The following is a 22,004-nucleotide window of genomic DNA, read 5'->3' on the forward strand; positions in this document are numbered from 1 at the left end:
GCACCCGGGAGCAGGGGTCAGGAGTAATACCGGCCCAGGGTTTCGGCCTTGAAGTCAAAGAACGTGCCGGACTCGATGGCCAGCCGGGCGTCGTCCACCATCTTCACCACGAACCGTTCGTTGTGGATGGAGATCAGGGTGGCGGACAGCATCTCCTTGGCCTTGAACAGGTGGTGGATGTAGGCCCGGGAGTAGTTGGTGCAGGCGTAGCAGTCGCAGCCGTCCTGGAGCGGGCCGAAATCGCGCTTGTATTTGGCTCCGGAGAGGTTGAACCGGCCGTACGGGGTGTAGAAGGCGGAGTTGCGGGCCACCCGGGTGGGGGAAACGCAGTCGAAGGTATCGGCACCGTTTTCGATGGCAGTGAAAATGTCGTCCGGCTCGGAAATGCCCAGCAGGTGCCGCGGCTTGTCTTCCGGGAGTTCCTCGTTGCACCAGCGCACGATGGTGCCCAGGTTCTCCTTCTCCAGTGCCCCGCCGATGCCAAACCCGTCGAACGGCATGGCGCCGAGGTCGCGGCAGGCCTTCCGGCGCAGGTCCTCGTACTGCGCCCCCTGGATCACGCCGAACAGCGCCTGGTACGGCTTGGCCGCCCGTTCCCCGCTCAGGCGGAAATGCTCCGCGATGCACCGCTCTGCCCACAGCCGGGTGCGCTCCAGGGATTCCTCCTGGTAGCGCCGGGAGTTCTGCAAGGTGGTGAGCTCGTCGAACGCGAACATGATGTCCGCGCCGATCCGGTGCTGGACCTGCATGGAAATCTCGGGCGAGAAGCGGTGGCGGTCCCCGTTCAGGTGGGACTTGAACCAGACACCGTCGTCATCGATGTGCGCCAGGCGTTCCTTGCCGGGGGCAACGGCGTCGTCCGGGCCGGAGGCGTCCACCGATTTCATGTCAATGACCTTCTTGAACCCGGACCCAAGGCTCATCACCTGGAACCCGCCGGAGTCCGTGAAGGTAGGGCCGGGCCAGTTCATGAACCTGCCCAGGCCGCCGGCTTCGTCCAGGATGTCCGGGCCGGGCTGCAGGTACAGGTGGTACGCATTGGCCAGCAGGGCCTGGGCACCCAGGTCCGCCATGGATTCCGGGAGCACGGCCTTCACGGTGGCCTTGGTGCCGACGGCGATGAACGCCGGCGTCTGGATGTCACCATGCGGGGTGGTGATGGTGCCGGTCCGGCCCAGGAACCCGCCGCCGTTGCCGGCCACTTGCGCGTCCGTGGGCGGGTTGGACTCCGCCAGGCGCGTGCCCACCGTGAAGGAAAACTGTGACCGGGTATCAGGCAGGGCGAAGGCGGGGTTGGCTGGCACGGTACCAGTGTGCCAGCAAACCGGGGCGCCCTAACAAACCAGCCGGGTCCTCAGCTGGCCGGGTCCGACTCCGGATAGTTGCTGGACCGCCAGGAATCCCAGGACGACCTGATGGCCTCCAGTGCGCCCGCACCAAGGTCGTAGGTGGAAGCGATCACCAGCGAACCTTCGCCTTCGGCCCGGACATCCTTGATGGCCGGATGGTCGGCCACCACCAGCAGTCCCTCGCCGTGCTCGGCGTAGCCGTGGACCGTCAGTCCCACCTGGTGGCTGGTCCGGAACCAGACCTTCCCGCTGATCTCCTCACCGGTGTCCAGCGTGAGCTGGTACGGCTCGCCGGGCGCAGGAAGGCTGGCAAGCCCGAGCTTTTCAATCGCGGAGCCCTTCCCGTCCGTCAGGTGCAGGAACAGGGTGTGGCGCTTGCCGTGCGGGTGGCGTTCCAGGGCGAAGCGGAGCTGCTGCAGGAAGGTCAGCCACCCTTGGGTGATGTCCTCATCCCAGGCCGCCCACTCCGAATCATGGTCCAGCGCCCCGCGGGTGACACTGACCCGGGTTCCTTCGGGCACCGGGTGGAGTTCAAACGTGTCCCCGCCGTGCACGGTGAGCCTGGTGTGGTCGGCGGATTCCTCCACGTCGCTGGAGAAGTAGATCTCCTTGATCTCGGATTCCAGGTCCTCGGCCTGCCAGCCGTGCCACTGTGCCACCTTGGACGGTTCGCGCAGCATGGTCCAGACCTGCGGCGCGTCGGCGTTGATCACTACGCTGAGATTGTTCGTCATAGCCCCGAATGTACGCCCCGGACAGGGGCCCGGGTAGGGGGAAATTCCCGTATGGGGACAGCGCCCGGGAGGTCAGGCGCGGACCGCCTCCAGCTCATTGCTGATGCGGCGCTCCAGTTCGGACATCCCGATGGTCTCCGAGCCCCCGTGGGCCCGCAGGAACAGCAGGGATTCGAGCCGCAGCAGCCGCCATTCGCGTTCTGCATCATGGTTGGAGTTGTCGATCGAGCGGAAGATTTCCTTGTCGTACAGGTTGGGCTCGTTGAGCGAGCGCTGCCGCACCTTGGCGGCCATCCGCGCCTTGAACGGGTCCGTTTCCTGGTTTTCCGGGGTGCGGATCAGTTTTTCGTACACTTCCGCGCGTTCATCCTGGCCGTCCTGCCGGCAGATGTAGCTGGCCAGCGCCAGGGCGGCCTCCACCGAGCTCCACCGGCCCGGGTTGCCGTCGTAGGGCAGCACCGTGAGGAGGTCCGCCACCGAAAGGGCGCCGTTCGGGTCCTTGAGCGTGATGAACAGTTCGTGCGCCAGGTCGCTGAGGTCCTTCAGGCAGCTTCCGGACTTGAAATTGACGCCCTTGGACAGCCGGTCCGCCAGGAGCAGGACACCCTGGGCATCCGGGTGTGCCTCGGCGGCGGCTTCCACCACGGATTCGGGAGTGCCGGCCGGTGCCGGGATGAGCGCAAGTTCCTCGTCGCTGGGTCCGGTCACCGCAGGCGGGACCGGCGGCAGCGGAGGTACGACGACGGCGGGCGCCACGGCGATCGGCCCTGTCCCGCCGCCGGGCTGCTCCTGCCCCCTGTCGCTGGGCGCGGCGGTTTCCGCACGAGGGGCGGCCTCCGGAAGGGTGGCCGGCAGCGGAAGCTGGGTGACGTCGTCGTGCGTTCCCTCCACGACCGTGACCGTGGTGCCGACGGCGACCCGCAGCGTCCCGCCGCCGGAAAGGCTTGCCAGCACCAGGGCGGGGGAGCCGAAATCGTCCCGTTCCAGCTCCACCTGGTCGATTTCGGCAGTGCGCTGGCCGTCGGGAAGGAGGATGTGGCTGCCGGTGGTCAGAGATCCAGCCTGCTGTTCACGGTGGTGCCTGGCGGCTGGTGTTTCGGTCATGGGAGTCCTTAAGTTCTCTTGCGGTCCGCCCTACAGTCTACAAAGGCGGAGCCCTGAAACCGGGGACCCCCACGTCCCGGCGGGGATGTCAGAAGCCCACGCCTGCAAACGCCAGGGCCTGCCGGATGAGGCCGCCGCGGCCGCCGGCAAACTCCATCTGGACGCCGGGGCTGAGCACTTCCTGGGGGGTCATCCAGGTCAGTTCCAAGGCGTCCTGGCGGGGCTCGCACTCACCCGTGACGGGAATGACGTAGGCCAGGGACACGGCGTGTTGCCGCTCGTCGGTGAAGCCGGTCTGGGACGGCGCGGGAAAGTATTCGGCAACGGTGAACGGTACGGGGCTAAGCGGGAGCTGCGGAAACGCCAGGGGGCCGAGGTCCTTTTCCATGTGCCGCAGCAGGGCGGCGCGGATGGTCTCACGGTAGATGACCCGGCCGGACACCAGGGACCGCACCATGGTCCCGTCGGCATCCGCCTGCAGCAGCGTGCCCACCTCGTTGACGTACCCCAACGGATCCAGCCGGACCGGCACTGCCTCCACGTACACCATGGGCAGCCGCCCCCGTGCCTCAAAGAGGTCTTCTTCAGAGAGCCAGCCGGGATTCGGGTCAGGTGTGCGCACGTTCATGCTTAAGTTCTACCCCATGGGGCGCCGCTGGGAGACCCACACGGTGGCGGGCGCGTTGGGGCTGCCGGCGTCCGGGTTGGCCACGTGCAGGGTGCTGCCGAAGGCCTCTTCGGTCAGGCTGGCGGCGAATCCTGCGGCGGCCAGCCGCTCCTGCAGGGGTTCCAGTCCGCCGCCGTACTCGAAGCCCAGCCCCGCGCGGGATGGCCCGGACGCCGGACGCACCAGGAGGACCCCGCCGTTCTTGGCCGTGAAGTCGGCGGTTTCATCATTGTCCGGCACCGGGCGTGGCCGCGCTCCGATGTGCAGCAGCGTCCGGGCGGCAGCCTCGGGGTCGGCGGTGTACCAGACGCCGACGACGGCCAGCAAGGGGTCGGCGTCCGCGCACTGGGCAAAGTGGCCTGCTTTGTCCGCCATGAAGCTGAACCCGTCCGGCGCGCTGATCCGGCAGGCCCCGCCGGCCGGAGCCAGCTCCGCAGGTCCGGTTCCGTCGTCCGGCGCGCCGTCCTCCTGCGCGGCCAGGTTGGTGCGGCGGGCAAACTCCGCCACGTCCCCCACCTCAACCGCAAACACTGTCTTGCCGTCCTGCCCGGATCCCGCCTCCGCGGGCTGCAGCACCAGGCGTCCTGACGCTGAATCGAAGACCTGGCGCCCGCCGTCGTCCTCTGTCTGGACCATCCCCAAGGCCGTGAGGAACTGCGTCCAGGACCCGGGGCGGGACGTGGAGTGGACGGGGCGGACTCGGAGCATGGCGTTGTCCTAGGGTGGGGAACTGGTCTGTAGGGGCAATGATGCCACGTGGAGCGGCGCTGCACACGGGGCTTGTGGACGGGGTTTTCAGCGGCAGAATTAGGCCATGGCCGAAGACCTTGAGGAACTGCTGGTGCCCGATGCCGCCGCCTGGCGCGCCTGGCTGGAGGAGAACCACGCCACCAGCCCGGGAGTGTGGCTGGTCCTGCACAAAAAGGGCGGGACGGTGACCAGCCTGGATTATCCGGCGGCCCTTGACGAGGCCCTGTGCTTTGGCTGGATCGACGGACAGTTGCGCCGCCGGGACGGCGAAAGCTCCTTCCAGCGGATGACGCCGCGGCGCCCCCGCAGCGTCTGGTCCGCCCGGAACGTGGGCCACATCGCCAGGCTGGAGGAGGCAGGGAAAATGACCGACGCCGGCCGCGCCGCAGTTGCCGCTGCAAAGGCCGACGGCCGGTGGGACGCAGCATACGGCGGCCAGGCCGATGTGCAGGTCCCGGCAGACCTCGCCGCCGCCATCGCTGCCAACCCGGCGGCGCAGGCGATGTTCGACGTCCTCACCAAAACCAACCTGTTCGCCCTGGTCTACCGCACCAACTCGGCAAAGCAGGCCGCCACCCGGGAACGCCGGATTGCAGGGTTCGTGGACATGCTGGCGCGGGGGGAGACGCCGTTTCCGCAGAAGAAGCGGCCTGCCGGGGTGGACCCGGAGCCCGCGGGGTAACGTCATACGGTTGGGGTGCCGGGAGCGGAACCGGTAAACTCGATGGTTCACTTGCGCTGGTGCCGTTCCCCGATCCGGGGGACGGCATTTGTGCATTCAGCGACGGATCGACACCACCATGCCCCCCACCCTCCCCCGAACAGTCCTTGCCGCCCTTCGGCGCCGCCCGTTCCTGTGGTCCGCGGTAGCCGCCGTGGCAGTCCTGGCCCTGGCCGTTTCGCTGGTGCTTGCCGGAAACGGGCAGGAAGGCCGGCAGGATGGGGCCCGGCCCGGACCTGCCGGTTCCCCTGCCGCCCCCTCCGGCCCGCCACCCCCGGAAACCGCTCCGGGTGAGGGGCCCGGTTACCGGCCCGCCTACCACCTCACCCCGGACCAGCGCTGGATGAACGATCCCCAGCGGCCCTTCTTCCTGGACGGGCTGTGGCACTACTACTACCTCTACAACGCCGACTACCCCGAGGGAAACGGCACCGAATGGTTCCACGCCACCAGCACGGACCTGGTGCACTGGAAGAACGAGGGCGTCGCCATCCGGAAATTCCGCAACGGCCTGGGCGATATCGAGACCGGCTCCGCGGTGGTGGACGCCGAGGGCACGGCGGGATTCGGCAAGGGGGCGGTCATCGCGGTCCTGACCCAGCAGCATGACGGCGTCCAGCGCCAGTCCCTGTTCTATTCCACGGACAAGGGCTACAGCTTCCAAAGCTACGGGCAGAACCCGGTGATGGAGAACCCCGGCGCCGAGCATTGGCGGGACCCGAGGATTGTCCGCGACGACGCCAACAACCAGTGGCTGATGCTGCTCGCCGAAGGGTCGAAGATCGGCTTCTACACGTCCAAAGACCTTAAACAGTGGACGTATGTGTCCGGATTCCGGCAGGACGGCCTGGGCATCCTCGAATGCCCCGACTTCTTCCAGATGGACGTTGACGGCGACCCCGCCAAACGCACCTGGGTCCTGGCCGCCAGCGCCAACGGCTCCGCCGAGGGCCGCACCACCGGCCTGGCGTACTGGACCGGCAGCTTCGACGGGAAGGCCTTCACCCCGGCGGGCGGGCACCAATGGCTCGACGGCGGAGCGGACTTCTACGCCGCCGTCACCTGGGACGATCCCCGGCTTCCCGACGCCCAGCGGAAGGCATCCCGCCACGCCATCGGCTGGATGAACAACTGGGCGTACGCACGGCAACTGCCCCCGACGGACTGGCACGGGGCCGCGTCGGTGGTCCGCGACCTCCGCCTGGAATCGGGCAGCGGCCGCCCCGTGCTGGCATCGTCCCCCACCGCGGCGCTGGCGTCGCTGGAAGGGGAGGCGGCCCAGGTGCCCGGCGGTGACTTGGGCGACGGGAGGGAACTTCCAGTGCCGGACAGCGGAGCCTTCAAGGCCGAGGTCGAACTGGCAAGACCTGCCAGCGGGACCGGTGAGGCCAGGCTCCTCCTGCAGAGCGGGGGCACCACCTACGCCACGGTCGGCTACGACTTCACGACGGGACGCGCGTTCGTGCTCCGGGACGGCGACGCCGTGGCCGGGGGCAAGGACCGGCAGGGCGGCTCCGGCGTGGACGACAGCTACCGCGCGGCCCGGTCCGTGGAGGTCCGGCCCGCCGGGGACACCGTGCGCCTGACCGTGTTCGTGGACCGGTCCTCGGTGGAGGTCTTCGTGGCCGGGCAGGCGCTGACGTCGCTCGTGTTCCCGCCGCCGGGCCACCGGGAGGCGCGCCTGGCAACGGACGCCGGGGTGCAGCTCAAGGGCGGCACCGTCACTGCGCTGGCCGGCATCCGCCAGCCGTCCAGCTAGGCGGCCGGCCGCCCCGCCGCACTGACCGACGCCGCGGCCTCAAGGGTCATCCAGGCCTGGAGCTGAGTGGAAAGCTCGACGGCGGCTCCCTGCGGATACGTCGCGGCCGCCGGTTGGGAGGCATGCATGGAAAAGATGCTGCTGGTGGCCAGCCGCGCGCCTGCTTCCTCCGTGCCGACGGCTCGACGGCCGGACCAGAATGCCTCCGCGGTGTCCGTCACCAGCCGGGCTGCGGTGGCCCGTGTTGGGCCGGGGAGCCGGGGGTCCACTGCGGCGAGCGCCAGGTAGCGGCAGAGGATCCCTGTAAACAGGCCGCCGTCGCCGGTTCCGTCGCAGCGGAGCACGCTGCCCTGCACCGCGCTCGCTTCCCGGACGGTAAGCCTGCGCCGCACGGACTCAATCAACACCGCGGCCCGGGCCAGGTTCGCGTCGCCGCCCACTTCCAGCAGGGCCCCCAGCACCGGCCCCTGGTTGTACGTGTAGACGGCGCGCTCCAGCACCACCTCGCCGGCGGCGTTCAGGCGCGCGCCGTCCAGGTACAGCTCCTGGTCGGGGTCGAAAAGGGTGGCGTCCAGCCAGTCCAGCAATGCCTGGGCCTTGGCCTGCCGGCCGGTACGGGCGTAGAACAGGGCTACCGGCGCCGTGGCCGGGGTGTTCTTGAAGTCCCGCTTCTTGCTCCAGAACGCGCCGCCGCCCAGGTCGTCGGTGCAGGCGGCATCAAACTGGAGCGTGAGCGATGCGCGGACGGCTGCGTTGCGGCGGCGGCCCGGACGCCGGCTCTCCTCGGCAAGGCGGTCCAGCCGCAGGGTGGCCAGGGCAAGCCACGCCATGTCGTCGTAGTAGTTGTTGACGAAGGTCAGGGCGTTACGGAGACGGATTCCGGTGACCAGGCGTGAGGCCAAATGCCCCGCGCTGGGCCGGTCCGGGCCGTTGAACCGGGCCGCCGGAGTGGCGCCTCCGCCAAGCTCCCGGCGCCCGGCGTCCACCAGGCAGTCCACATAGTGCGCCTGCCACCAGTAGTGCCATGGCAGGACCAGTGCTGCGGCAGGCCTGGCACGCCGCAGGGCTGCCAGCCACCACGGCGCAGGTTGGCTGCCCGGATCCTGCGCCGGCACCGAAGGGCTGTCCTGCCGCGCCGGTTGACTGCCCTGCCACAGGATGGCGCCGAGGTGGGTTCCCGGCAGGAACAGCAGCTTCCGGCCGAACAGCGCGGTCACGGACCTGGCCGCGTGGTTCGCCTTCTCCTGCCATCCGCCGTGGTCGGTGCTCATGGACGTCATGCCGTCCACCCTAACGGGGGCACCCCCGCGTTCTTCGCCCGTGGCCCCAAAGGGTGCGGGCGCGCCGGATTTCAGTTAACATTCATTAACTGTTGCCCGACGCCGCGCCGCGGCATGGGGACGCATCAAGGAGGATGTATGGACATTGCAGGCAGCGTCGCACTGGTGACAGGCGGCGCCTCCGGGCTGGGGGCAGCCACGGCACGCAGGCTGTTCGACGACGGCGCCTCCGTAGTGCTCGTTGACCTCCCCTCCTCTGCCGGGCAGGCCATGGCAGAGACACTGAACGCCCGCGCCGCGGCCGGCCAGTCCGCCGCCTTCGCGCCGGCGGACGTGACGGACGAGGCGGACGTCCACGCCGCCGTCGGGACCGCCGTCGGGTTGGGGCCGCTGCGGATCGTGGTGAATTGCGCCGGCATCGCCACCCCCGGGAAGGTGCTGGGCCGCGACGGCGTGCTGCCCCTGGAAACGTTCAGCCGGGTGGTCCAGGTGAACCTGATTGGCACCTTCAACGTCCTGCGCCTGGCGGCCGAAGCCATGGTGGGCACCGAACCCGCCGTCACCGCCCTCGGCGGTCCCGAACGCGGCGTCATCATCAACACCGCCTCCGTTGCTGCTTTCGACGGGCAGATCGGACAGCCCGCCTATTCAGCCTCCAAGGGTGCCGTGGCTGCCATGACGCTGCCCCTGGCGCGGGAGCTGGCGCGCTCGCTGGTCCGGGTGGTCACCATCGCGCCGGGCATCTTCGAAACCCCCATGATGGCGGGCCTGCCGCAGGAGGCGCAGGATTCCCTGGGCGCCCAGGTTCCGCACCCTTCCCGGCTGGGAAAGCCCGCGGAATACGCCAACCTGGTGGCGCACATCGTGGACAACGCCATGCTGAACGGTGAAACCATCCGCCTGGACGGCGCCATCCGGATGGGACCGAAATGAGCGCGCAGGGCATCCGCCAGCTGCCGTCCGCGGACTTCTTCGCCGTCGAATCGATGCTCGGCCAGGCCGAACGGAACAAGCTGGCCGAACTCCGGGACTTCCTCGCCGCCGAGGTCGCGCCGCACGCCGCCGACTGGTGGAACAAGGCCGAATTCCCTGCCCACATCCTCCCCAAGCTCGCCGCCCTGGAACTGAGCACCCCCACCCACCGGGGATACAGCCACCTCTTCGCCGGCCTGGTCATCGCCGAAATAACACGGGTGGACACTTCGCTTGCCACGTTCTTCCTGGTCCACCACGACCTCTTCGTCGAGTCGCTGCACACCTTTGGCAGCACAGACCAGAAGGAACGGCTCCTGGCGGACGCCTCGGAACTGCGCACCACCGGTGCCTTCGCCCTGACCGAACCCCTGCATGGCTCCGACGTGGCCGGCGGGCTGGAGACGCGGGCCCGGCGGATCTCCTCCAGCACCGGAGAAGCGGACGACGACGGCGACACCTGGGTGCTCAACGGCGCCAAGCGGTGGATCGGCAACGGGACGTTCTGCGACTACATGCTGGTGTGGGCGCGGGACGAGGCGGACGGCTCCGTGCGCGGCTTCATCGTGGACGCCACCCTGCCGGGGGTCAGCCGGAGCAGGATCGAGAACAAGATCGCCCTGCGCACCGTCCAGAACGCCGACATCGTGTTCCAGGACGTCCGGGTGCCCGAAGCGGACCGGTTCAGCGGGATCAGCAGCTTCGAGGACACGAAGGAGCTGCTCCGCAGCTCCCGCATCATGGTGGCCTGGCAGACGGTGGGCCAGCAGCTGGCCGCGTTCGACGTCGCCCGGCAGTACGCCGTCGAACGCTATCAGTTCGGCCGCCCGCTGGCACACTTCCAACTCATCCAGCAGCAACTGGTGACCATGCTGGGCAACACCGTGGCCAGCATGTCCATGATGGCAGGAATCGCCAGGCTGCAGGACGCCGGCGGGGCCGGCATGCCGCAGGTGGCCCTGGCCAAGTCCTACCTCAGCGCCCGGATGCGGGAAACCGTGGCCCTGGGCCGTTCCATCCTGGGCGGAAACGGCATCGTCACCGACTACCGGATGGCAAAGATTTTCGCCGACGCCGAGGCCATCTACACCTATGAGGGCTCGTTCGAAGTGAACACCCTGATTGTGGGCAGGGCCATCACCGGAATCTCGGCCATCTCCTAAGCGGGATAGGGCTGCTTCTCGCCTGCCTCCACCCGGATATCGAGGCTGTTGTTCTTCACGGGCATGGGGCAGGTGCCGTACGGGGTGAAGGCGCTGGGGTAGTTGATGGTCCGGTTGAAGTCCAGGACAACGGACCCGTCCGGCCGGGGCCGGGGGAGCGAGAGCTTGCGCCAGTCGTCCGTGGTGTCGCCGTTGGTCTCGTCATGGAACGTGACGGTCAGGGCGCCAAGCTTTTCCTCTTCCGCCTGGAGCCGGAACTCGTGCCTGCTGCCCGGGAGGCGGAAGACCACCTCGCCCACCGAGCGGTGCATGCCGTCCACCAGCGGGTTCGCGGTGCCAATCGGCACGTCCACCGGGGCCGGGTAGGGCTCGAACCGCCCCACCACTTCCCACTCCGGGTTGTAGGGGTACGTGGGGACGCCCTCGAAACCCGTAAAGACCGGCGAGGCCGCATCCCGCGTGCGGACCGCATAGCGGCCGCCGCGCATGGCCAGTTCCACCACCACCTGGTTTCCTTCCGGGCCCCCGAACTGCACCCACATCAGCGATTCCTCATCCGCCAGGACCGCGGAGATGGTGCCCTCCACCTTTTCCCCGGACTCCACCAGCGTGAGCCCGTCGGACGCGGTTGCAGTGAGGAACGCCGTGGTGGCCGGCGCCGAATCCGTGCCGTCCGTGGACCACAGGCCCGGAACAAGGTCAACGGTGGCCGGCGAGTCCTCGAGCCACTGGAACGAGGTGAGGGTGAGCCAGCCGTACGGGGCTGCCAGGGCCTTGTTGCGGTTGGCACGGAAGCGCTGCCAGCGCTCCTGCCGGGCGGTTGACGTGGCGGCGGCTGGGGTAGTGGTCATGGTTCCTTCCGGTTGCATCTGCCCCCGCTACAACCGCGGCCCTTTCCCGTTCATTCCGGCTGCCGGTACCGGCCCGCGGGTATGTGCGGTGCGGACTGCCCGCCGGCCGTTACGGGGGGTAGCGTTCTGCCATGAGGATCGCAGTTCTAGGTACAGGCACTGTAGGGCGGGCGCTGGCGGCAGCGTTCAGCAGGCTGGGACACGAGGTTGTCCTGGGGACGCGCGACCCCGGCGAAACAGCCGCCCGCAGTGCACCCGATGCCATGGGTGGACGGCCCTTCAATGAATGGCTGGAAAGCCACGGCGGCATCAGGCTGGCAACATTCGCGGACGCGGCAGGCAGCAGCGAACTGGTGGTCAACGCCACGAACGGAGCGGCATCGCTGGCAGCCCTGGCTGCGGCGGGTGAGGCGCGGCTGGCAGGGAAAATCCTGGTGGACGTGTCCAACCCGCTGGACTTCACGCAAGGGATGCCCCCGGTGCTGAACCCCGTGAACACGGAAAGCCTCGCCGAGCGCATCCAGCGGGCATTTCCCGAAGCCCGGGTGGTGAAGACGCTCAACACCATGAACGCCGGGCTGATGGTGGACCCACGGCGCCTGGCGGACGGGGAGCACTCCGTGTTCGTGTCCGGCGACGACTCCGACGCCAGGAAAACCGTCACCGGACTCCTGGCGGAGCTCGGCCACAAGGACATTATCGACCTTGGCGACATCACCACCGCCCGCGGTGCCGAAATGGTCCTGCCGCTGTGGCTGCGGCTCTTCGGCGTGCTGGGAACCCCCGACTTCAACTTCAAGGTGGTCCGCGCGGGTTGATTTGCCGGGGTTGAATGGGTGGGTGGACATCCTTGCAGGAGTGAACCGGGAATGGCTGGCGGCACTGACCTGGCTGGCTGCGCTTTGCGCCGGGGTGGCTGTGCTGCTTTGGCGCCGCCGCCGCCCCGACCTCGCAGCCCTGGCCGCCGTCGTCGTCTTCGCAGCGGTGAACGTCGGTGCCGGCATCTACGTCCTGGACCATCTTGCCGACGGGCGCTGGGGCGGGGACGCGCACTCCAGGCTTGACCCGCCGTCGCTCTCCGGAGCGCCGGTGGTGGGCCAGTTCCTGCAGCCGCTCGACGCGGCAATGGCTGACCTGGCGGGAAGGGCCAACGATTTCATCGACTTCCAGGCCGCCTTGCCGGTGGCGCTCGGCTTTTTTGCGGCCGCAGGCTGGGCGCTGGCGGTCCTGGTGCCGGTGGGGCTGTGGGCCGCCGCCGTGCAGGCCCGGGAGGGCCGCCGCCGGAAGGCCGAGGCCGCCGCCGTGCAGCACGAGGTGGAAAAACTACGGGCTGAACTGGACGCGGTCAAACGCCACGTGGGGTACCGCGACATCTTTTGAGACGGATTCCACTGCGGCGCGGGACCGGGGGTAGCATCTTTAGCTAGTAACGTGGCTCACAGTATCCAGCGCAGTGTACGAGCCAAGTCCCGAAACCCTCGAAAGATTGCTTCCATGGCTCACACTGCAACAACGCCCGAAACCGACCTCGCCGCCGAACTGCGTGCGGATGTCCGGCGCGTCTCCACGCTGCTGGGCGAGTCCCTGGTCCGCCAGCACGGCCCCGAACTGCTGGACCTCGTGGAGCAGGTCCGGCTCCTCACCAAGGAATCCAAGGAAGCTGCGCGCGGCGGCGCGCATGCCACCGGGCCCTGGAGCGCGCACGACGTCGTCGCCCAGGTCCGCGAACTGCTGGGCTCCCTGCCCATCGAGCAGGCCACCGACCTGGTGCGTGCCTTCGCGTTCTACTTCCACCTCGCCAACGCCGCTGAGCAGGTCCACCGGGTCCGCGGGCTGCGAACCCGTGCCGAGAAGGACGGCTGGCTGGCCAAGACCGTGGCGGAGATCGCCGGGCAGGCCGGCCCGGACGTGCTGCAGGAAGTGGTCAACGGACTGGATGTCCGCCCCATCTTCACCGCCCACCCCACCGAGGCCTCCCGCCGCTCGGTGCTGGACAAAATCCGCAAGCTCTCCGACGTCCTGTCCCGCCCCACCGCGGAAGGCTCCACGGCCCGCCGGCGGCAGGACCGGCAGCTGGCCGAAATCATCGACCAGATGTGGCAGACCGACGAACTGCGGCAGGTCCGGCCCACCCCTGTCGATGAAGCCAGGAACGCCATCTACTACCTGGGCGGCATCCTCACCGACGCCATGCCGGAAATGCTGTCCGAGCTCTCCGAACTCCTCGGCGAGCACGGCGTCACCCTCGCTTCCAAGGACGCCCCCATCCGGTTCGGCTCCTGGATCGGCGGTGACCGCGACGGCAACCCGAACGTCACCGCCGCCGTCACCCGCGAAATCCTGCAGATCCAGAACCAGAGCGCCATCCGGATCAGCATCGGCATGATCGATGAGCTGATCTCCATCCTGTCCAACTCCACGGCGCTGGCGGGTGCCGACGAAGCGCTGCTCACGTCCATCGACGAGGACCTGAAGAAGCTGCCCGGCCTGGACAAAAGGGTCCTGGAGCTGAACGCGCAGGAGCCGTACCGGCTGAAGCTGACCTGCATCAAGGCCAAGCTCATCAACACCGGCAAGCGGGTTGCGGTGAACTCCAACCATGAGCACGGCCGCGACTACAGCGGAACCGATGAGCTCCTGGCCGACCTGCACCTGCTGGAGCTCTCGCTGCGGAACCACTCCGCTGCCCTGGCGGCCGACGGCTCGCTGGCCCGGGTCCGCCGCGCCATTGCCTCCTTCGGCCTGCACCTGGCCACCCTGGACATCCGCGAACACGCGGACCACCACCACGACGCCGTCGGCCAGCTGATGGACCGCCTCGGTGGACCGGGCGTGCGCTACGCCGAGCTCTCCCGGGAACAGCGCTTCGAGGTGCTGGGCTCGGAGCTGGCCTCCCGCCGGCCGCTGTCCGGCCACCCGATCAGGCTCGACGGCGCCGCCGACGGCACCTACGACGTCTTCCGGGAGATCCGCCGGGCGCTGCGCATGTACGGTCCGGACGTCATCGAGACCTACATCATTTCCATGACCCGGGGCGCGGACGACGTGCTCGCCGCGGCCGTGCTGGCCCGTGAAGCCGGGCTGGTGAACCTCTTCGGCGACAAGCCCTACGCCAAGATCGGTTTCGCGCCGCTCCTGGAAACGGTGGAGGAACTGCGGGCCTCGGCCGAAATCGTCGACCAGCTTCTGTCCGATCCCTCCTACCGGGAACTGGTGCGCCTGCGCGGTGACATCCAGGAAGTCATGCTGGGCTACTCGGACTCCAACAAGGAATCCGGCGTGATGACCAGCCAGTGGGAGATCCACAAGACCCAGCGCAAGCTGCGCGACGTCGCCGCCAAGCACGGCGTGCGGGTCCGCCTGTTCCATGGCCGCGGCGGTTCCGTGGGCCGTGGCGGCGGCCCCACCTATGACGCCATCCTGGCCCAGCCCAACGGTGTCCTGGAAGGCGAAATCAAGTTCACCGAGCAGGGCGAGGTCATCTCCGACAAGTACTCGCTGCCGGAGCTTGCCCGCGAAAACCTGGAGCTGTCCCTGGCCGCGGTGCTGCAGGGTTCGGCGCTCCACCGCGACCCACGGACCTCCGAGGACCAGCGGGAGCGCTACGGGCACGTCATGGAGGCCATCTCGGACGCCGCTTTTGACCGCTACCGCAAGCTGATCGACCACCCGGACCTGCCCGCCTACTTCATGGCGTCCACGCCGGTGGAGCAGCTCGGTTCGCTGAACATCGGCTCCCGCCCGTCCAAGCGCCCGGACTCCGGCGCCGGCCTGGGCGGACTGCGGGCCATCCCCTGGGTGTTCGGCTGGACCCAGTCCCGGCAGATCGTGCCCGGCTGGTTCGGCGTGGGCTCCGGGCTCAAGGCGGCGCGCGAGGCCGGCCACTCCGCCCAGCTGGTGGAAATGATGGACCAGTGGCACTTCTTCCGCTCGGTGCTGTCCAACGTCGAAATGACGCTTGCCAAGACGGACATGGACATCGCCGGATACTACGTCTCCACCCTGGTCCCGGAGGAGCTGCACCACCTGTTCCGGACCATCCGGGAAGAGTACGAGCTCACGGTGGCCGAGATCCAGAAGCTCACCGGCGAGCACGTACTCCTGGACGCGCAGCCCACGCTGAAGCGCTCCCTGGAGATCCGCGACCAGTACCTGGACCCCATCAGCTACCTGCAGGTGGAACTTCTCCGCCGCATCCGCACGGAAGGCGAAATCAGCGGAGCCGAAATCGATGAGCGACTCCAGCGGGCCATGCTGATCACCGTCAACGGCGTGGCCGCAGGCCTGCGCAACACCGGGTAACCCCCGCGATTTGCTCCATCACTTATGGTCCTCAGACAGCCCGTTTGGGGACCATAAGTGATGGAGCATCCGGGTTGGATAGGGTGGAGGGCATGCCTTCCTTCCAGACCCGCCTCAAGATCACCGGGCTCAGGCCAGGCAATCCACCGGAATCCGTGATGGACGCGGCCGTGGAGGCGCTGGGCACCCGGCACCACGTGGAGGCGCACCAGCTGCAGATCGCCGGCGGCGTGCCGCAACTCAACCTGCGTTTCCTCGTGGAAGCCAGCGAATACAGCGGGGAGAACCGCCAGGCGGTGGAGTCGGCAGCCATGATGCGCGACGCCGTCGAACGGGTCGCGCTGACGGGCCCGCTGAGCGTGCTGCGGCGCAGCCGCGGCAAGTGGCTGCCCGTCTAGCCTGCGTCCGGGATGGGGTCGTCCTCCACCGGCGAGCGGTCGCCGCGGCGCCGGGTGACCACAACTCCCACCACCGCGCCGATCACCAGGCCCACGGCCACGCCAATCAGCGAGCTGGCCCAGAACGGCAGCTTCGTGGCCGAGCCGGTGAAATAGCCCAGCCCCACCAGCCAGCACGCCCACAGGACCGCGCCCAGCCCGGCGCACAGGCTGAAGCCCCGCACGGAAACGTTCGCGATGCCGGAAGCAGCCGACGTCGCAAGCCGGCCGCCCGGGATGAACCGGGCGCCGATGATGGTGCCGTACGTGGATGAACGCCCTGCCTTGGCCAGCGCCGCATGGATGCCTGCGTGGACCCGGCGGCCCCACTTCCAGCGGTCCAGCACGTGGCTGAGCCGCCGCCGGAAAAGCTGGAACACCACCATGTCGCCCAGCCAGGAAGCCAGGGCGGCGAGCGCCAGCACCAGGAACACGTTTGCGCGGCCGTCCGCGGACAGCGCGCCGCCGGTGATCACCACCATCTCGGATGGAATGGGTGGAAAAATGGCGTCGCCGATCACCACCGGGATGACCCAGAAATAGAGGGCCGCCCCCCAGCTGTCAACGCCGCCGAAGTCCATTGCCACAACGTACCGCACTTGGGAAACTGGCGGCATGCGGGTCTCGGTTCTGCAGGGCGACATTACGCAGCGGCGGGTGGACGCGGTGGTCAATGCCGCGAACGCGTCCCTGCTGGGCGGCGGGGGAGTGGACGGGGCACTGCACCGCGCCGCCGGGCCGGAACTGCTGGCGGCCTGCCGGCAACTGCGGGCCAGGGAGCTGCCGCACGGACTGCAGACCGGCGCCGCCGTGGCCACCCCCGCGTTCCGGCTGCCGGCCCGCTGGGTCATCCACACCGTGGGCCCCAACCGCCATGCGGGCCAGACCAACCGGGCGCTGCTGGTGTCCTGCTTCAGCGAAAGCCTGCGGCTGGCGGACACGCTGGAGGCCGGCGGGCTCGCTTTCCCCGCCGTGGGGGCGGGGGCTTACGGCTGGAGTCCGGCGGCTGTGGCGCAGGCGGCAAAGGATGCCCTTGAAGGCTTCCGTGCATCGCATCCGGGCAGCGCCCTTGAGCTGGTGGAGTTCGTGCTGCACACCGCGGAGGTGGAGGCGGTGTTCAGGGACGTGCTCGGGCCGCTTCGCTGAGTTCCAGGCCACTGCGGTATTCCACCGGCCTGCCGGAGACCGGGTCCACGAACCGGATGCCGCGGGCCAGGAGCTGGAGCGGCTTGGCGTAATTGTCCGGGGCCTTGTCCAGGAGGTTCGGGTAGAACGCGTCATTGACGATCCCCAGTCCCAGCGAGGCCATGTGGACCCGCAGCTGGTGCGTCTTGCCGGTATGCGGTTCCAGCCGGTACCGGGCCAGGCGCTGCCCGTTGCCGTTCACAGCGGCGCCTGGGGCACCCGCCGCGGGGCCGCCGTCGAACGTTTCCAGCCGCTCGATCCTGGTTTCGGCGTTCGGCTCGCCCTCAACCACCTCGGCGAGCAGGTAGCTGCGGGACTTGGTCATCCGGTTGCGGACCACGACGGGAAAGTCGACGGCGGGATGCCCGGGCGCGGGGTCGGCGGCGGACACACACTCGTATTCCTTCTGCACCTGCCGCTTCTCGAACAGCACCTGGTACTTGCCGCGCGTCTGCGGATTGGTGGAGAAGAGCAGCACGCCGGCGGTCATGCGGTCCAGCCGGTGCATGGGGATGAGGTCGGGGAGGTCCAGCTGGTTCCGCAGCCGTACCAGGGCCGACTCCTGGATGTACGTCCCGCCGGGCGTGGTGGGCAGGAAGTGCGGCTTGTCCACCACCAACAGATGGTCGTCCCGGTGCAGGATGCTGATCTCCACCGGCAACCGGGTCTCCGCCGGAAGCGTGCGGTAGTACCAGATAAAGGTGTGGTCCTGCAGGGGAGTGGAGCGGTCCAGCGGGACGCCGCCCTCACCAACGATCTCGCCAGCGTCGAACCGGTCCTCGATGCCCTGCGGATCGATGTGCCCCCACCGGTGCATCATGTAGTCCATTGCGGTGTCCCACGGGCCCTCGTCCGGAAGGCGCAGGCGGGTGGCGTTGACGCCGTCGCGCACGGGGAGGGGGGATTGCATCACCGGTCCATTCTACCGGCGGCCCCGTGTGCGCCCTCCGCCCAGGATACGCGCGAGGATCCTCACCGACGATAAAAAAGTTCTTGACAATAAAAGTTGTCGGTATGCAAACTGGAGGCATGCAGGAAATCGCAGTTATCGAGGACGCGGCCACGGCCGAGGTATCCCTGGACCCCATCCGGACCCGGATCCTTCGGGAACTGGTCCAGCCGGCCTCGGCCACCCAACTGGCCGTCCGCGTCGGGCTGCCCCGGCAGAAGGTGAACTACCACCTCAAGGCGCTGGAGCGGCACGGCCTGGTGGAACTGGTGGAGGAACGCCGCAAGGGCAATGTCACCGAGCGGGTGGTGCAGGCGACGGCAGCCTCGTACCTCATTTCGCCGCTGGCGCTGGACTCCGTGGCGCCGGATCCGCGCCGGTTCGCGGACCGCTTTTCCGCGTTTTGGCTGCTGGCGCTGGCCGGCCGGATGGTCCAGGAGGTCGGGAAACTGATCGCCGGCGCCGCCGCCGCGCGCCGGAAACTGGCCACCTTCGCCATCGACGGCGAGATCACCTTCCGTACCGCTGCCGACCGTGCCGCCTTCGCCGAGGAGCTCGGCGTGGCCGTCACGCACTTGGTGGACAAGTACCACGATGGCGGCGTGTCACCCCAGGGGCGCCGGCACCGGCTCGTCGTGGCACTGCACCCGGCCCTCAAAGAAACCAATGCCCCCACGTCACCCAACCCATCCGATGCAGGCAAGGAGCAGGACCAATGACCGACAACCGCAACTTCGAGATCGTCTACGACACCGAGCTTCCCGGCACCCCCGAGCGGGTGTGGGAAGCCGTGACCAACGGGACGTCCGGCTGGATGTTCCCCACGGACCAGTGGCCGGACGTCAAGACCGTGGAGGAGTACCCCCACCACCTGGTCTCGCGGATGGAGGGTCCGGACGGATGGTTCAACCAGCTCGAGCATGTGCTGGAGCCGCTGGACGGCGGCCGTGCCCGGCTGCACTACGTCCACAGCGGCATCTTCGCAGACAACTGGGACCAGCAGTACGACGGCGCCAGCCGCCACACCGAGTTCTACCTGCACACCCTGGGCCAGTACCTGGAGTACTTCGACGGCCGGCCCGTGGTGTTCACCGACATCCAGGCCCCGGCCGCGTCCCAGGCCCCGGACGGCTTCGCCCGGCTCCGTGAAGCGCTGGGTGCCGGATCTGCCGGGCAGGGCGCCCCCCTGGATGTTGAGCTCGACGGCGTGGGGCGGCTCAGCGGTGAGGTGGACTTCTCGAACGAGCACTTCCTGGGCGTGCGCACGGCGGATGCCCTCTACCGGTTCTTCGGCCGCAACGCCGTTGGCGCCCCCGTGGGCATGACCGTCCACGACTTCAGCGGCACCGGAGACCCCGAAACCACGGCCAAGGCCTGGGGCAGTTTCCTGGAACGCGTATACGGCTAGCGTGCCTTCCCGCCCCTCCGGCGATCCGCGTGGCGGTTTGCCTCAAGCTATGGCCATGGCGGGGGCCCTCTTCAAGGTCCTGCGCAGCTGGGGGGCCGCGTCCAGGCGGTCCTGGGCTGCCCGCAGGCCCATGACGGCGGCTTCCAGTTTCCCGGGCGGCAGGGTGAACGGCACCCTCAGATGGCGTTCGAACGCTCCGCCGATTCCGAACCTGGGACCTGCGGCCAGGCGGATGCCGTACTCCGGAGCCAGTGCGGCCAGCGCGGTGCTTGACGGTGCGGGCAGCCGGCACCAGACGGACAACCCGCCGGCCGGCGGAGCCACCTCCCATTCCGGCAGGTGCGTCCCCAGCAGCTCGAGCAGCGCGGCGCGGTTTCGGCGGAGCATGTCCAGCCGGGCCGGCAGCGGCTCATCGAGGGCGCGGACCAGGTGCGCCGCCGCAAGCTGCTCCATGATGGGCCCGCCAAGGTCCACCGTGGTGCGGGTGGCGGCCAGCCGCTGGATCATGGGCCGCGACGCCCGGATCCAGCCAGTCCGCAGGCCGCCCCAGTGGGATTTGCTGAGCGAGCCGATGGTGATGACCGACGGGCTGAAGCCGGCCATGTGGGTGGTGCCGATGCCGTCCAGGTTCAGCTCGCGGAGGGTTTCGTCAACCACGGGCACTGTTCCGGAGGCCGCCGTGGCCCGGAGCAGGCGCCGGCGTTCGAGGTCCGGCATGACCATCCCGGTGGGATTGTGGAAGTCCGGCACCAGGTAGGCCATCCGGGGCCGTTGCTGTGCCAGGGCCGATTCCAGGGCGGGCAGATCCCACCCGCCGTCGGTGAACGCTACCGGTACGGGCCGGCACCCGGCGGCGTGAATGGCATCCAGCGCGTTGGGATAGCTCGGGTGCTCCACCAGGACGCGGTCCTGCCGGTCCGCCAGGGTCCTGATGACCAGGGTCAGGGCATGCTGCGCGCCCGAGGTGACCAGGATGTTTGCCGGATCGGTGGGGACACCGGCAGCGGTGTACCGGTCGGCGATTGCCTGGCGCAGCGGGAGCAGCCCGACGGCGTCGTAGCCGAAGCCCGGAAGCAGGGCGGGGAGCTCGGTGACCGCAGCGGCAAACGCCCGGTGGACAAGCTCGCCGCTGGCGGGCAGTGCCGCGTACGCCAGGTCGATCAGGCCTTCCGGGGACACCAGGCCCGGTGCGGAAAGGGTGCTCACCGGGGCGGGAATCCTCGCCGGATCCGGATCCGGATCGGCCTGCCGGCGCTCGCGGGCGCCTGCGCCGGCGCGCGGCCCGCCGGGCGTGCTGTTCCCTTCGCCGTCCGTGGGGCCCGTGGAGCCCTCTCCAGCGAAGCGGGGCCGGCCGAACGGGGCCAGTTGCGGAATGCAGGTCCTGGCTCTGCTTCCTTGGCGGCTGTAAAGGAAGCCCTGGTCGCGCAGGCTCGAATACGCAGCCGTGACGGTGGTCCGGCTGATGCCGAGCACTGCGCACAGGGACCGCTCGCTGGGGAGGGCGCTGTCCAATGCCACCCTGCCATCAAGGATCAGGAGCCGCACCACGTCCGCCAGTTCGCGGTAGGCGGGCCCGGTGCCGTTGTTCCAGGTGCCCAGCAGGCGGGCGAGGGCGGTGGCGCTCAAGGTGGTGGACATGTAGCCAGTATCTCAAACTGGCTATGTATTCCAATGCCAGTTGCATGGAAAGGTTGGTTGCATGATGACCCGCAGACTCCTCCAGCTCTTTCTTGGCCTTGCCATGTACGGCATCTCCCTGGCCATGTTCATCCGGGCCGGGCTTGGCCTGGACCCGTGGGACGTGTTCCACCAGGGACTCGCCAACCGGACCGGCCTTAGCATCGGCGTGGTGGTCATCATCGTGAGCTTCCTGGTCCTGCTGCTGTGGATTCCGCTCCGGCAATGGCCTGGTTTCGGGACCCTCTGCAACGCTGTGCTGGTGGGGGTGTTCGCGGACATTGGGCTGGCCCTGATCCCGGCCGTGTCCCAGATCGCCGGCCAGTTCGGGCTCCTGGCCGGGGCCATTGTGTTGAACGGCATCGCCTCCGCCTGCTACATCGGCGCGCGTTTCGGTCCCGGGGCCCGGGACGGCCTGATGACCGGGCTGGCGCGGCGCACCGGCTGGTCCGTCCGGTTGTCGCGCACGCTGATCGAAGTGACCGTGCTGGCCGTCGGTTGGCTGCTGGGAGGATCGGTGGGTGTGGGCACGGTGGTCTATGCCTTGGCCATCGGCCCCCTGGTCCACGTGCTGCTGCCACGCTTTACGGTTCCGGCTACCGTGCCGAAGACCGCCAATAACGCCGCTCCCGCCACCTGTTGACGTCCGCCACCTGTTGATGTCCGGCCATGCCGGTGCTTTTCAGGATCCGCGTT

The 22,004-nt window shown here is 68.7% G+C and carries 22 protein-coding genes; 12 read left to right on the forward strand and 10 right to left on the reverse strand.

Features of this window, described 5'->3' with window-relative positions; all coding sequences use genetic code 11:
* Window positions 1-17 precede the first annotated feature (17 nt).
* The 5 genes from tgt to RM50_RS01100 form a co-directional block, all read right to left on the reverse strand.
* Window positions 18-1,304 (reverse strand): tRNA guanosine(34) transglycosylase Tgt, encoded by a 1,287-nt coding sequence (gene tgt / locus RM50_RS01080; protein ID WP_043448985.1) that lies wholly within the window; start codon window positions 1,302-1,304, stop codon window positions 18-20.
* Between the two features lie 50 nt (window positions 1,305-1,354).
* Window positions 1,355-2,083, reverse strand: a complete 729-nt coding sequence (locus RM50_RS01085; RefSeq protein WP_043448988.1) for an SRPBCC family protein — start codon at window positions 2,081-2,083, stop codon at window positions 1,355-1,357.
* A gap of 72 nt (window positions 2,084-2,155) precedes the next feature.
* The gene (locus RM50_RS01090) at window positions 2,156-3,187 is read right to left on the reverse strand and encodes a DUF6707 family protein (protein WP_043448990.1); all 1,032 of its coding nucleotides are present in this window, start codon (window positions 3,185-3,187) and stop codon (window positions 2,156-2,158) included.
* Between the two features lie 88 nt (window positions 3,188-3,275).
* A complete protein-coding gene (locus RM50_RS01095; RefSeq protein ID WP_043448992.1) occupies window positions 3,276-3,815 on the reverse strand; it encodes an NUDIX hydrolase family protein in 540 nt (179 codons plus the stop codon).
* A 9-nt stretch (window positions 3,816-3,824) separates the two neighbouring features.
* Window positions 3,825-4,562: a hypothetical protein gene (locus RM50_RS01100; protein ID WP_043448996.1), complete on the reverse strand. Its 738-nt coding sequence runs from the start codon at window positions 4,560-4,562 to the stop codon at window positions 3,825-3,827.
* A 106-nt stretch (window positions 4,563-4,668) separates the two neighbouring features.
* On the opposite strand from RM50_RS01100, the gene RM50_RS01105 reads away from it, so the two are divergent.
* Entirely contained in the window at window positions 4,669-5,286 is a 618-nt protein-coding gene (locus RM50_RS01105) for a YdeI/OmpD-associated family protein (RefSeq protein ID WP_043448999.1), read from the forward strand.
* A 118-nt stretch (window positions 5,287-5,404) separates the two neighbouring features.
* Window positions 5,405-7,084, forward strand: coding sequence for a glycoside hydrolase family 32 protein (locus RM50_RS01110; RefSeq protein ID WP_043449002.1), 1,680 nt, complete (start codon window positions 5,405-5,407; stop codon window positions 7,082-7,084).
* Here RM50_RS01110 and RM50_RS01115 read toward each other — a convergent pair.
* Complete coding sequence (locus RM50_RS01115; RefSeq protein ID WP_043449077.1) at window positions 7,081-8,364, reverse strand: glycoside hydrolase family 76 protein; 1,284 nt, start codon at window positions 8,362-8,364, stop codon at window positions 7,081-7,083. The genes RM50_RS01110 and RM50_RS01115 overlap by 4 nt on opposite strands.
* 138 nt (window positions 8,365-8,502) lie before the next feature.
* Between RM50_RS01115 and RM50_RS01120 the strand changes: the two genes are divergently transcribed.
* Both RM50_RS01120 and RM50_RS01125 read left to right on the forward strand, forming a co-directional pair.
* A complete protein-coding gene (locus RM50_RS01120; protein WP_043449005.1) occupies window positions 8,503-9,297 on the forward strand; it encodes an SDR family NAD(P)-dependent oxidoreductase in 795 nt (264 codons plus the stop codon).
* Entirely contained in the window at window positions 9,294-10,499 is a 1,206-nt protein-coding gene (locus RM50_RS01125; protein ID WP_043449008.1) for an acyl-CoA dehydrogenase family protein, read from the forward strand. Before RM50_RS01120 ends, RM50_RS01125 begins: the two co-directional genes overlap by 4 nt.
* On the opposite strand, the gene RM50_RS01130 is transcribed toward RM50_RS01125, so the two are convergent.
* Window positions 10,496-11,350 carry a DUF1684 domain-containing protein gene (locus RM50_RS01130; RefSeq protein ID WP_043449010.1) on the reverse strand — a complete coding sequence of 285 codons (855 nt, stop codon included), beginning with the start codon at window positions 11,348-11,350 and terminating at the stop codon, window positions 10,496-10,498. The genes RM50_RS01125 and RM50_RS01130 overlap by 4 nt on opposite strands.
* Before the next feature lie 131 nt (window positions 11,351-11,481).
* Between RM50_RS01130 and RM50_RS01135 the strand changes: the two genes are divergently transcribed.
* From RM50_RS01135 to RM50_RS01150, 4 genes are all read left to right on the forward strand, one after another.
* Complete coding sequence (locus tag RM50_RS01135) at window positions 11,482-12,168, forward strand: NADPH-dependent F420 reductase (RefSeq protein WP_043449013.1); 687 nt, start codon at window positions 11,482-11,484, stop codon at window positions 12,166-12,168.
* Window positions 12,169-12,190: 22 nt separating this feature from the next.
* Window positions 12,191-12,730: a hypothetical protein gene (locus RM50_RS01140; protein ID WP_043449016.1), complete on the forward strand. Its 540-nt coding sequence runs from the start codon at window positions 12,191-12,193 to the stop codon at window positions 12,728-12,730.
* Between the two features lie 114 nt (window positions 12,731-12,844).
* Entirely contained in the window at window positions 12,845-15,652 is a 2,808-nt protein-coding gene (gene ppc / locus RM50_RS01145; RefSeq protein ID WP_043449017.1) for a phosphoenolpyruvate carboxylase, read from the forward strand.
* A 92-nt stretch (window positions 15,653-15,744) separates the two neighbouring features.
* Window positions 15,745-16,050, forward strand: coding sequence for a hypothetical protein (locus RM50_RS01150; RefSeq protein WP_043449019.1), 306 nt, complete (start codon window positions 15,745-15,747; stop codon window positions 16,048-16,050).
* On the opposite strand, the gene RM50_RS01155 is transcribed toward RM50_RS01150, so the two are convergent.
* Window positions 16,047-16,670, reverse strand: a complete 624-nt coding sequence (locus RM50_RS01155; RefSeq protein ID WP_043449080.1) for a DedA family protein — start codon at window positions 16,668-16,670, stop codon at window positions 16,047-16,049. The two genes, RM50_RS01150 and RM50_RS01155, sit on opposite strands and share 4 nt — an antisense overlap.
* Window positions 16,671-16,704: 34 nt before the next feature.
* Between RM50_RS01155 and RM50_RS01160 the strand changes: the two genes are divergently transcribed.
* Window positions 16,705-17,235, forward strand: coding sequence for an O-acetyl-ADP-ribose deacetylase (locus RM50_RS01160; protein WP_043449022.1), 531 nt, complete (start codon window positions 16,705-16,707; stop codon window positions 17,233-17,235).
* Here RM50_RS01160 and RM50_RS01165 read toward each other — a convergent pair.
* Complete coding sequence (locus RM50_RS01165; RefSeq protein WP_043449024.1) at window positions 17,207-18,184, reverse strand: RluA family pseudouridine synthase; 978 nt, start codon at window positions 18,182-18,184, stop codon at window positions 17,207-17,209. The two genes, RM50_RS01160 and RM50_RS01165, sit on opposite strands and share 29 nt — an antisense overlap.
* A gap of 119 nt (window positions 18,185-18,303) precedes the next feature.
* On the opposite strand from RM50_RS01165, the gene RM50_RS01170 reads away from it, so the two are divergent.
* Both RM50_RS01170 and RM50_RS01175 read left to right on the forward strand, forming a co-directional pair.
* Window positions 18,304-18,942 carry a helix-turn-helix domain-containing protein gene (locus tag RM50_RS01170; protein WP_043449026.1) on the forward strand — a complete coding sequence of 213 codons (639 nt, stop codon included), beginning with the start codon at window positions 18,304-18,306 and terminating at the stop codon, window positions 18,940-18,942.
* Window positions 18,939-19,631: an ATPase gene (locus tag RM50_RS01175; protein ID WP_043449027.1), complete on the forward strand. Its 693-nt coding sequence runs from the start codon at window positions 18,939-18,941 to the stop codon at window positions 19,629-19,631. Before RM50_RS01170 ends, RM50_RS01175 begins: the two co-directional genes overlap by 4 nt.
* A 42-nt stretch (window positions 19,632-19,673) precedes the next feature.
* On the opposite strand, the gene RM50_RS01180 is transcribed toward RM50_RS01175, so the two are convergent.
* Window positions 19,674-21,269, reverse strand: a complete 1,596-nt coding sequence (locus RM50_RS01180; RefSeq protein ID WP_043449029.1) for a PLP-dependent aminotransferase family protein — start codon at window positions 21,267-21,269, stop codon at window positions 19,674-19,676.
* A gap of 61 nt (window positions 21,270-21,330) precedes the next feature.
* Here RM50_RS01180 and RM50_RS01185 point away from each other — a divergent pair, with 61 nt between their 5' ends.
* The gene (locus RM50_RS01185; protein ID WP_043449032.1) at window positions 21,331-21,951 is read left to right on the forward strand and encodes a YczE/YyaS/YitT family protein; all 621 of its coding nucleotides are present in this window, start codon (window positions 21,331-21,333) and stop codon (window positions 21,949-21,951) included.
* The last annotated feature ends 53 nt before the right edge of the window (window positions 21,952-22,004 follow it).

This window comes from Pseudarthrobacter phenanthrenivorans, from assembly GCF_000813845.1.
GTDB classification, from domain to species: domain Bacteria; phylum Actinomycetota; class Actinomycetes; order Actinomycetales; family Micrococcaceae; genus Arthrobacter; species Arthrobacter phenanthrenivorans_B.

Bases quoted from the DNA above. Each gene is read 5' to 3' on its own strand.
- RM50_RS01090 (WP_043448990.1), bottom strand. From the start codon at position 3,187: ATGACCGAAACACCAGCCGCCAGGCACCACCGTGAACAGCAGGCTGGA.
- RM50_RS01155 (WP_043449080.1), bottom strand. From the start codon at position 16,670: ATGGACTTCGGCGGCGTTGACAGCTGGGGGGCGGCCCTCTATTTCTGG.
- RM50_RS01085 (WP_043448988.1), bottom strand. From the start codon at position 2,083: ATGACGAACAATCTCAGCGTAGTGATCAACGCCGACGCGCCGCAGGTC.
- RM50_RS01185 (WP_043449032.1), top strand. From the start codon at position 21,331: ATGATGACCCGCAGACTCCTCCAGCTCTTTCTTGGCCTTGCCATGTAC.
- ppc (WP_043449017.1), top strand. From the start codon at position 12,845: ATGGCTCACACTGCAACAACGCCCGAAACCGACCTCGCCGCCGAACTG.
- RM50_RS01175 (WP_043449027.1), top strand. From the start codon at position 18,939: ATGACCGACAACCGCAACTTCGAGATCGTCTACGACACCGAGCTTCCC.
- RM50_RS01165 (WP_043449024.1), bottom strand. From the start codon at position 18,184: ATGCAATCCCCCCTCCCCGTGCGCGACGGCGTCAACGCCACCCGCCTG.
- RM50_RS01150 (WP_043449019.1), top strand. From the start codon at position 15,745: ATGCCTTCCTTCCAGACCCGCCTCAAGATCACCGGGCTCAGGCCAGGC.
- RM50_RS01110 (WP_043449002.1), top strand. From the start codon at position 5,405: ATGCCCCCCACCCTCCCCCGAACAGTCCTTGCCGCCCTTCGGCGCCGC.
- RM50_RS01180 (WP_043449029.1), bottom strand. From the start codon at position 21,269: ATGTCCACCACCTTGAGCGCCACCGCCCTCGCCCGCCTGCTGGGCACC.
- RM50_RS01135 (WP_043449013.1), top strand. From the start codon at position 11,482: ATGAGGATCGCAGTTCTAGGTACAGGCACTGTAGGGCGGGCGCTGGCG.
- RM50_RS01105 (WP_043448999.1), top strand. From the start codon at position 4,669: ATGGCCGAAGACCTTGAGGAACTGCTGGTGCCCGATGCCGCCGCCTGG.
- RM50_RS01125 (WP_043449008.1), top strand. From the start codon at position 9,294: ATGAGCGCGCAGGGCATCCGCCAGCTGCCGTCCGCGGACTTCTTCGCC.
- RM50_RS01130 (WP_043449010.1), bottom strand. From the start codon at position 11,350: ATGACCACTACCCCAGCCGCCGCCACGTCAACCGCCCGGCAGGAGCGC.
- RM50_RS01160 (WP_043449022.1), top strand. From the start codon at position 16,705: ATGCGGGTCTCGGTTCTGCAGGGCGACATTACGCAGCGGCGGGTGGAC.
- RM50_RS01120 (WP_043449005.1), top strand. From the start codon at position 8,503: ATGGACATTGCAGGCAGCGTCGCACTGGTGACAGGCGGCGCCTCCGGG.
- RM50_RS01100 (WP_043448996.1), bottom strand. From the start codon at position 4,562: ATGCTCCGAGTCCGCCCCGTCCACTCCACGTCCCGCCCCGGGTCCTGG.
- RM50_RS01095 (WP_043448992.1), bottom strand. From the start codon at position 3,815: ATGAACGTGCGCACACCTGACCCGAATCCCGGCTGGCTCTCTGAAGAA.
- RM50_RS01170 (WP_043449026.1), top strand. From the start codon at position 18,304: ATGCAGGAAATCGCAGTTATCGAGGACGCGGCCACGGCCGAGGTATCC.
- RM50_RS01115 (WP_043449077.1), bottom strand. From the start codon at position 8,364: ATGACGTCCATGAGCACCGACCACGGCGGATGGCAGGAGAAGGCGAAC.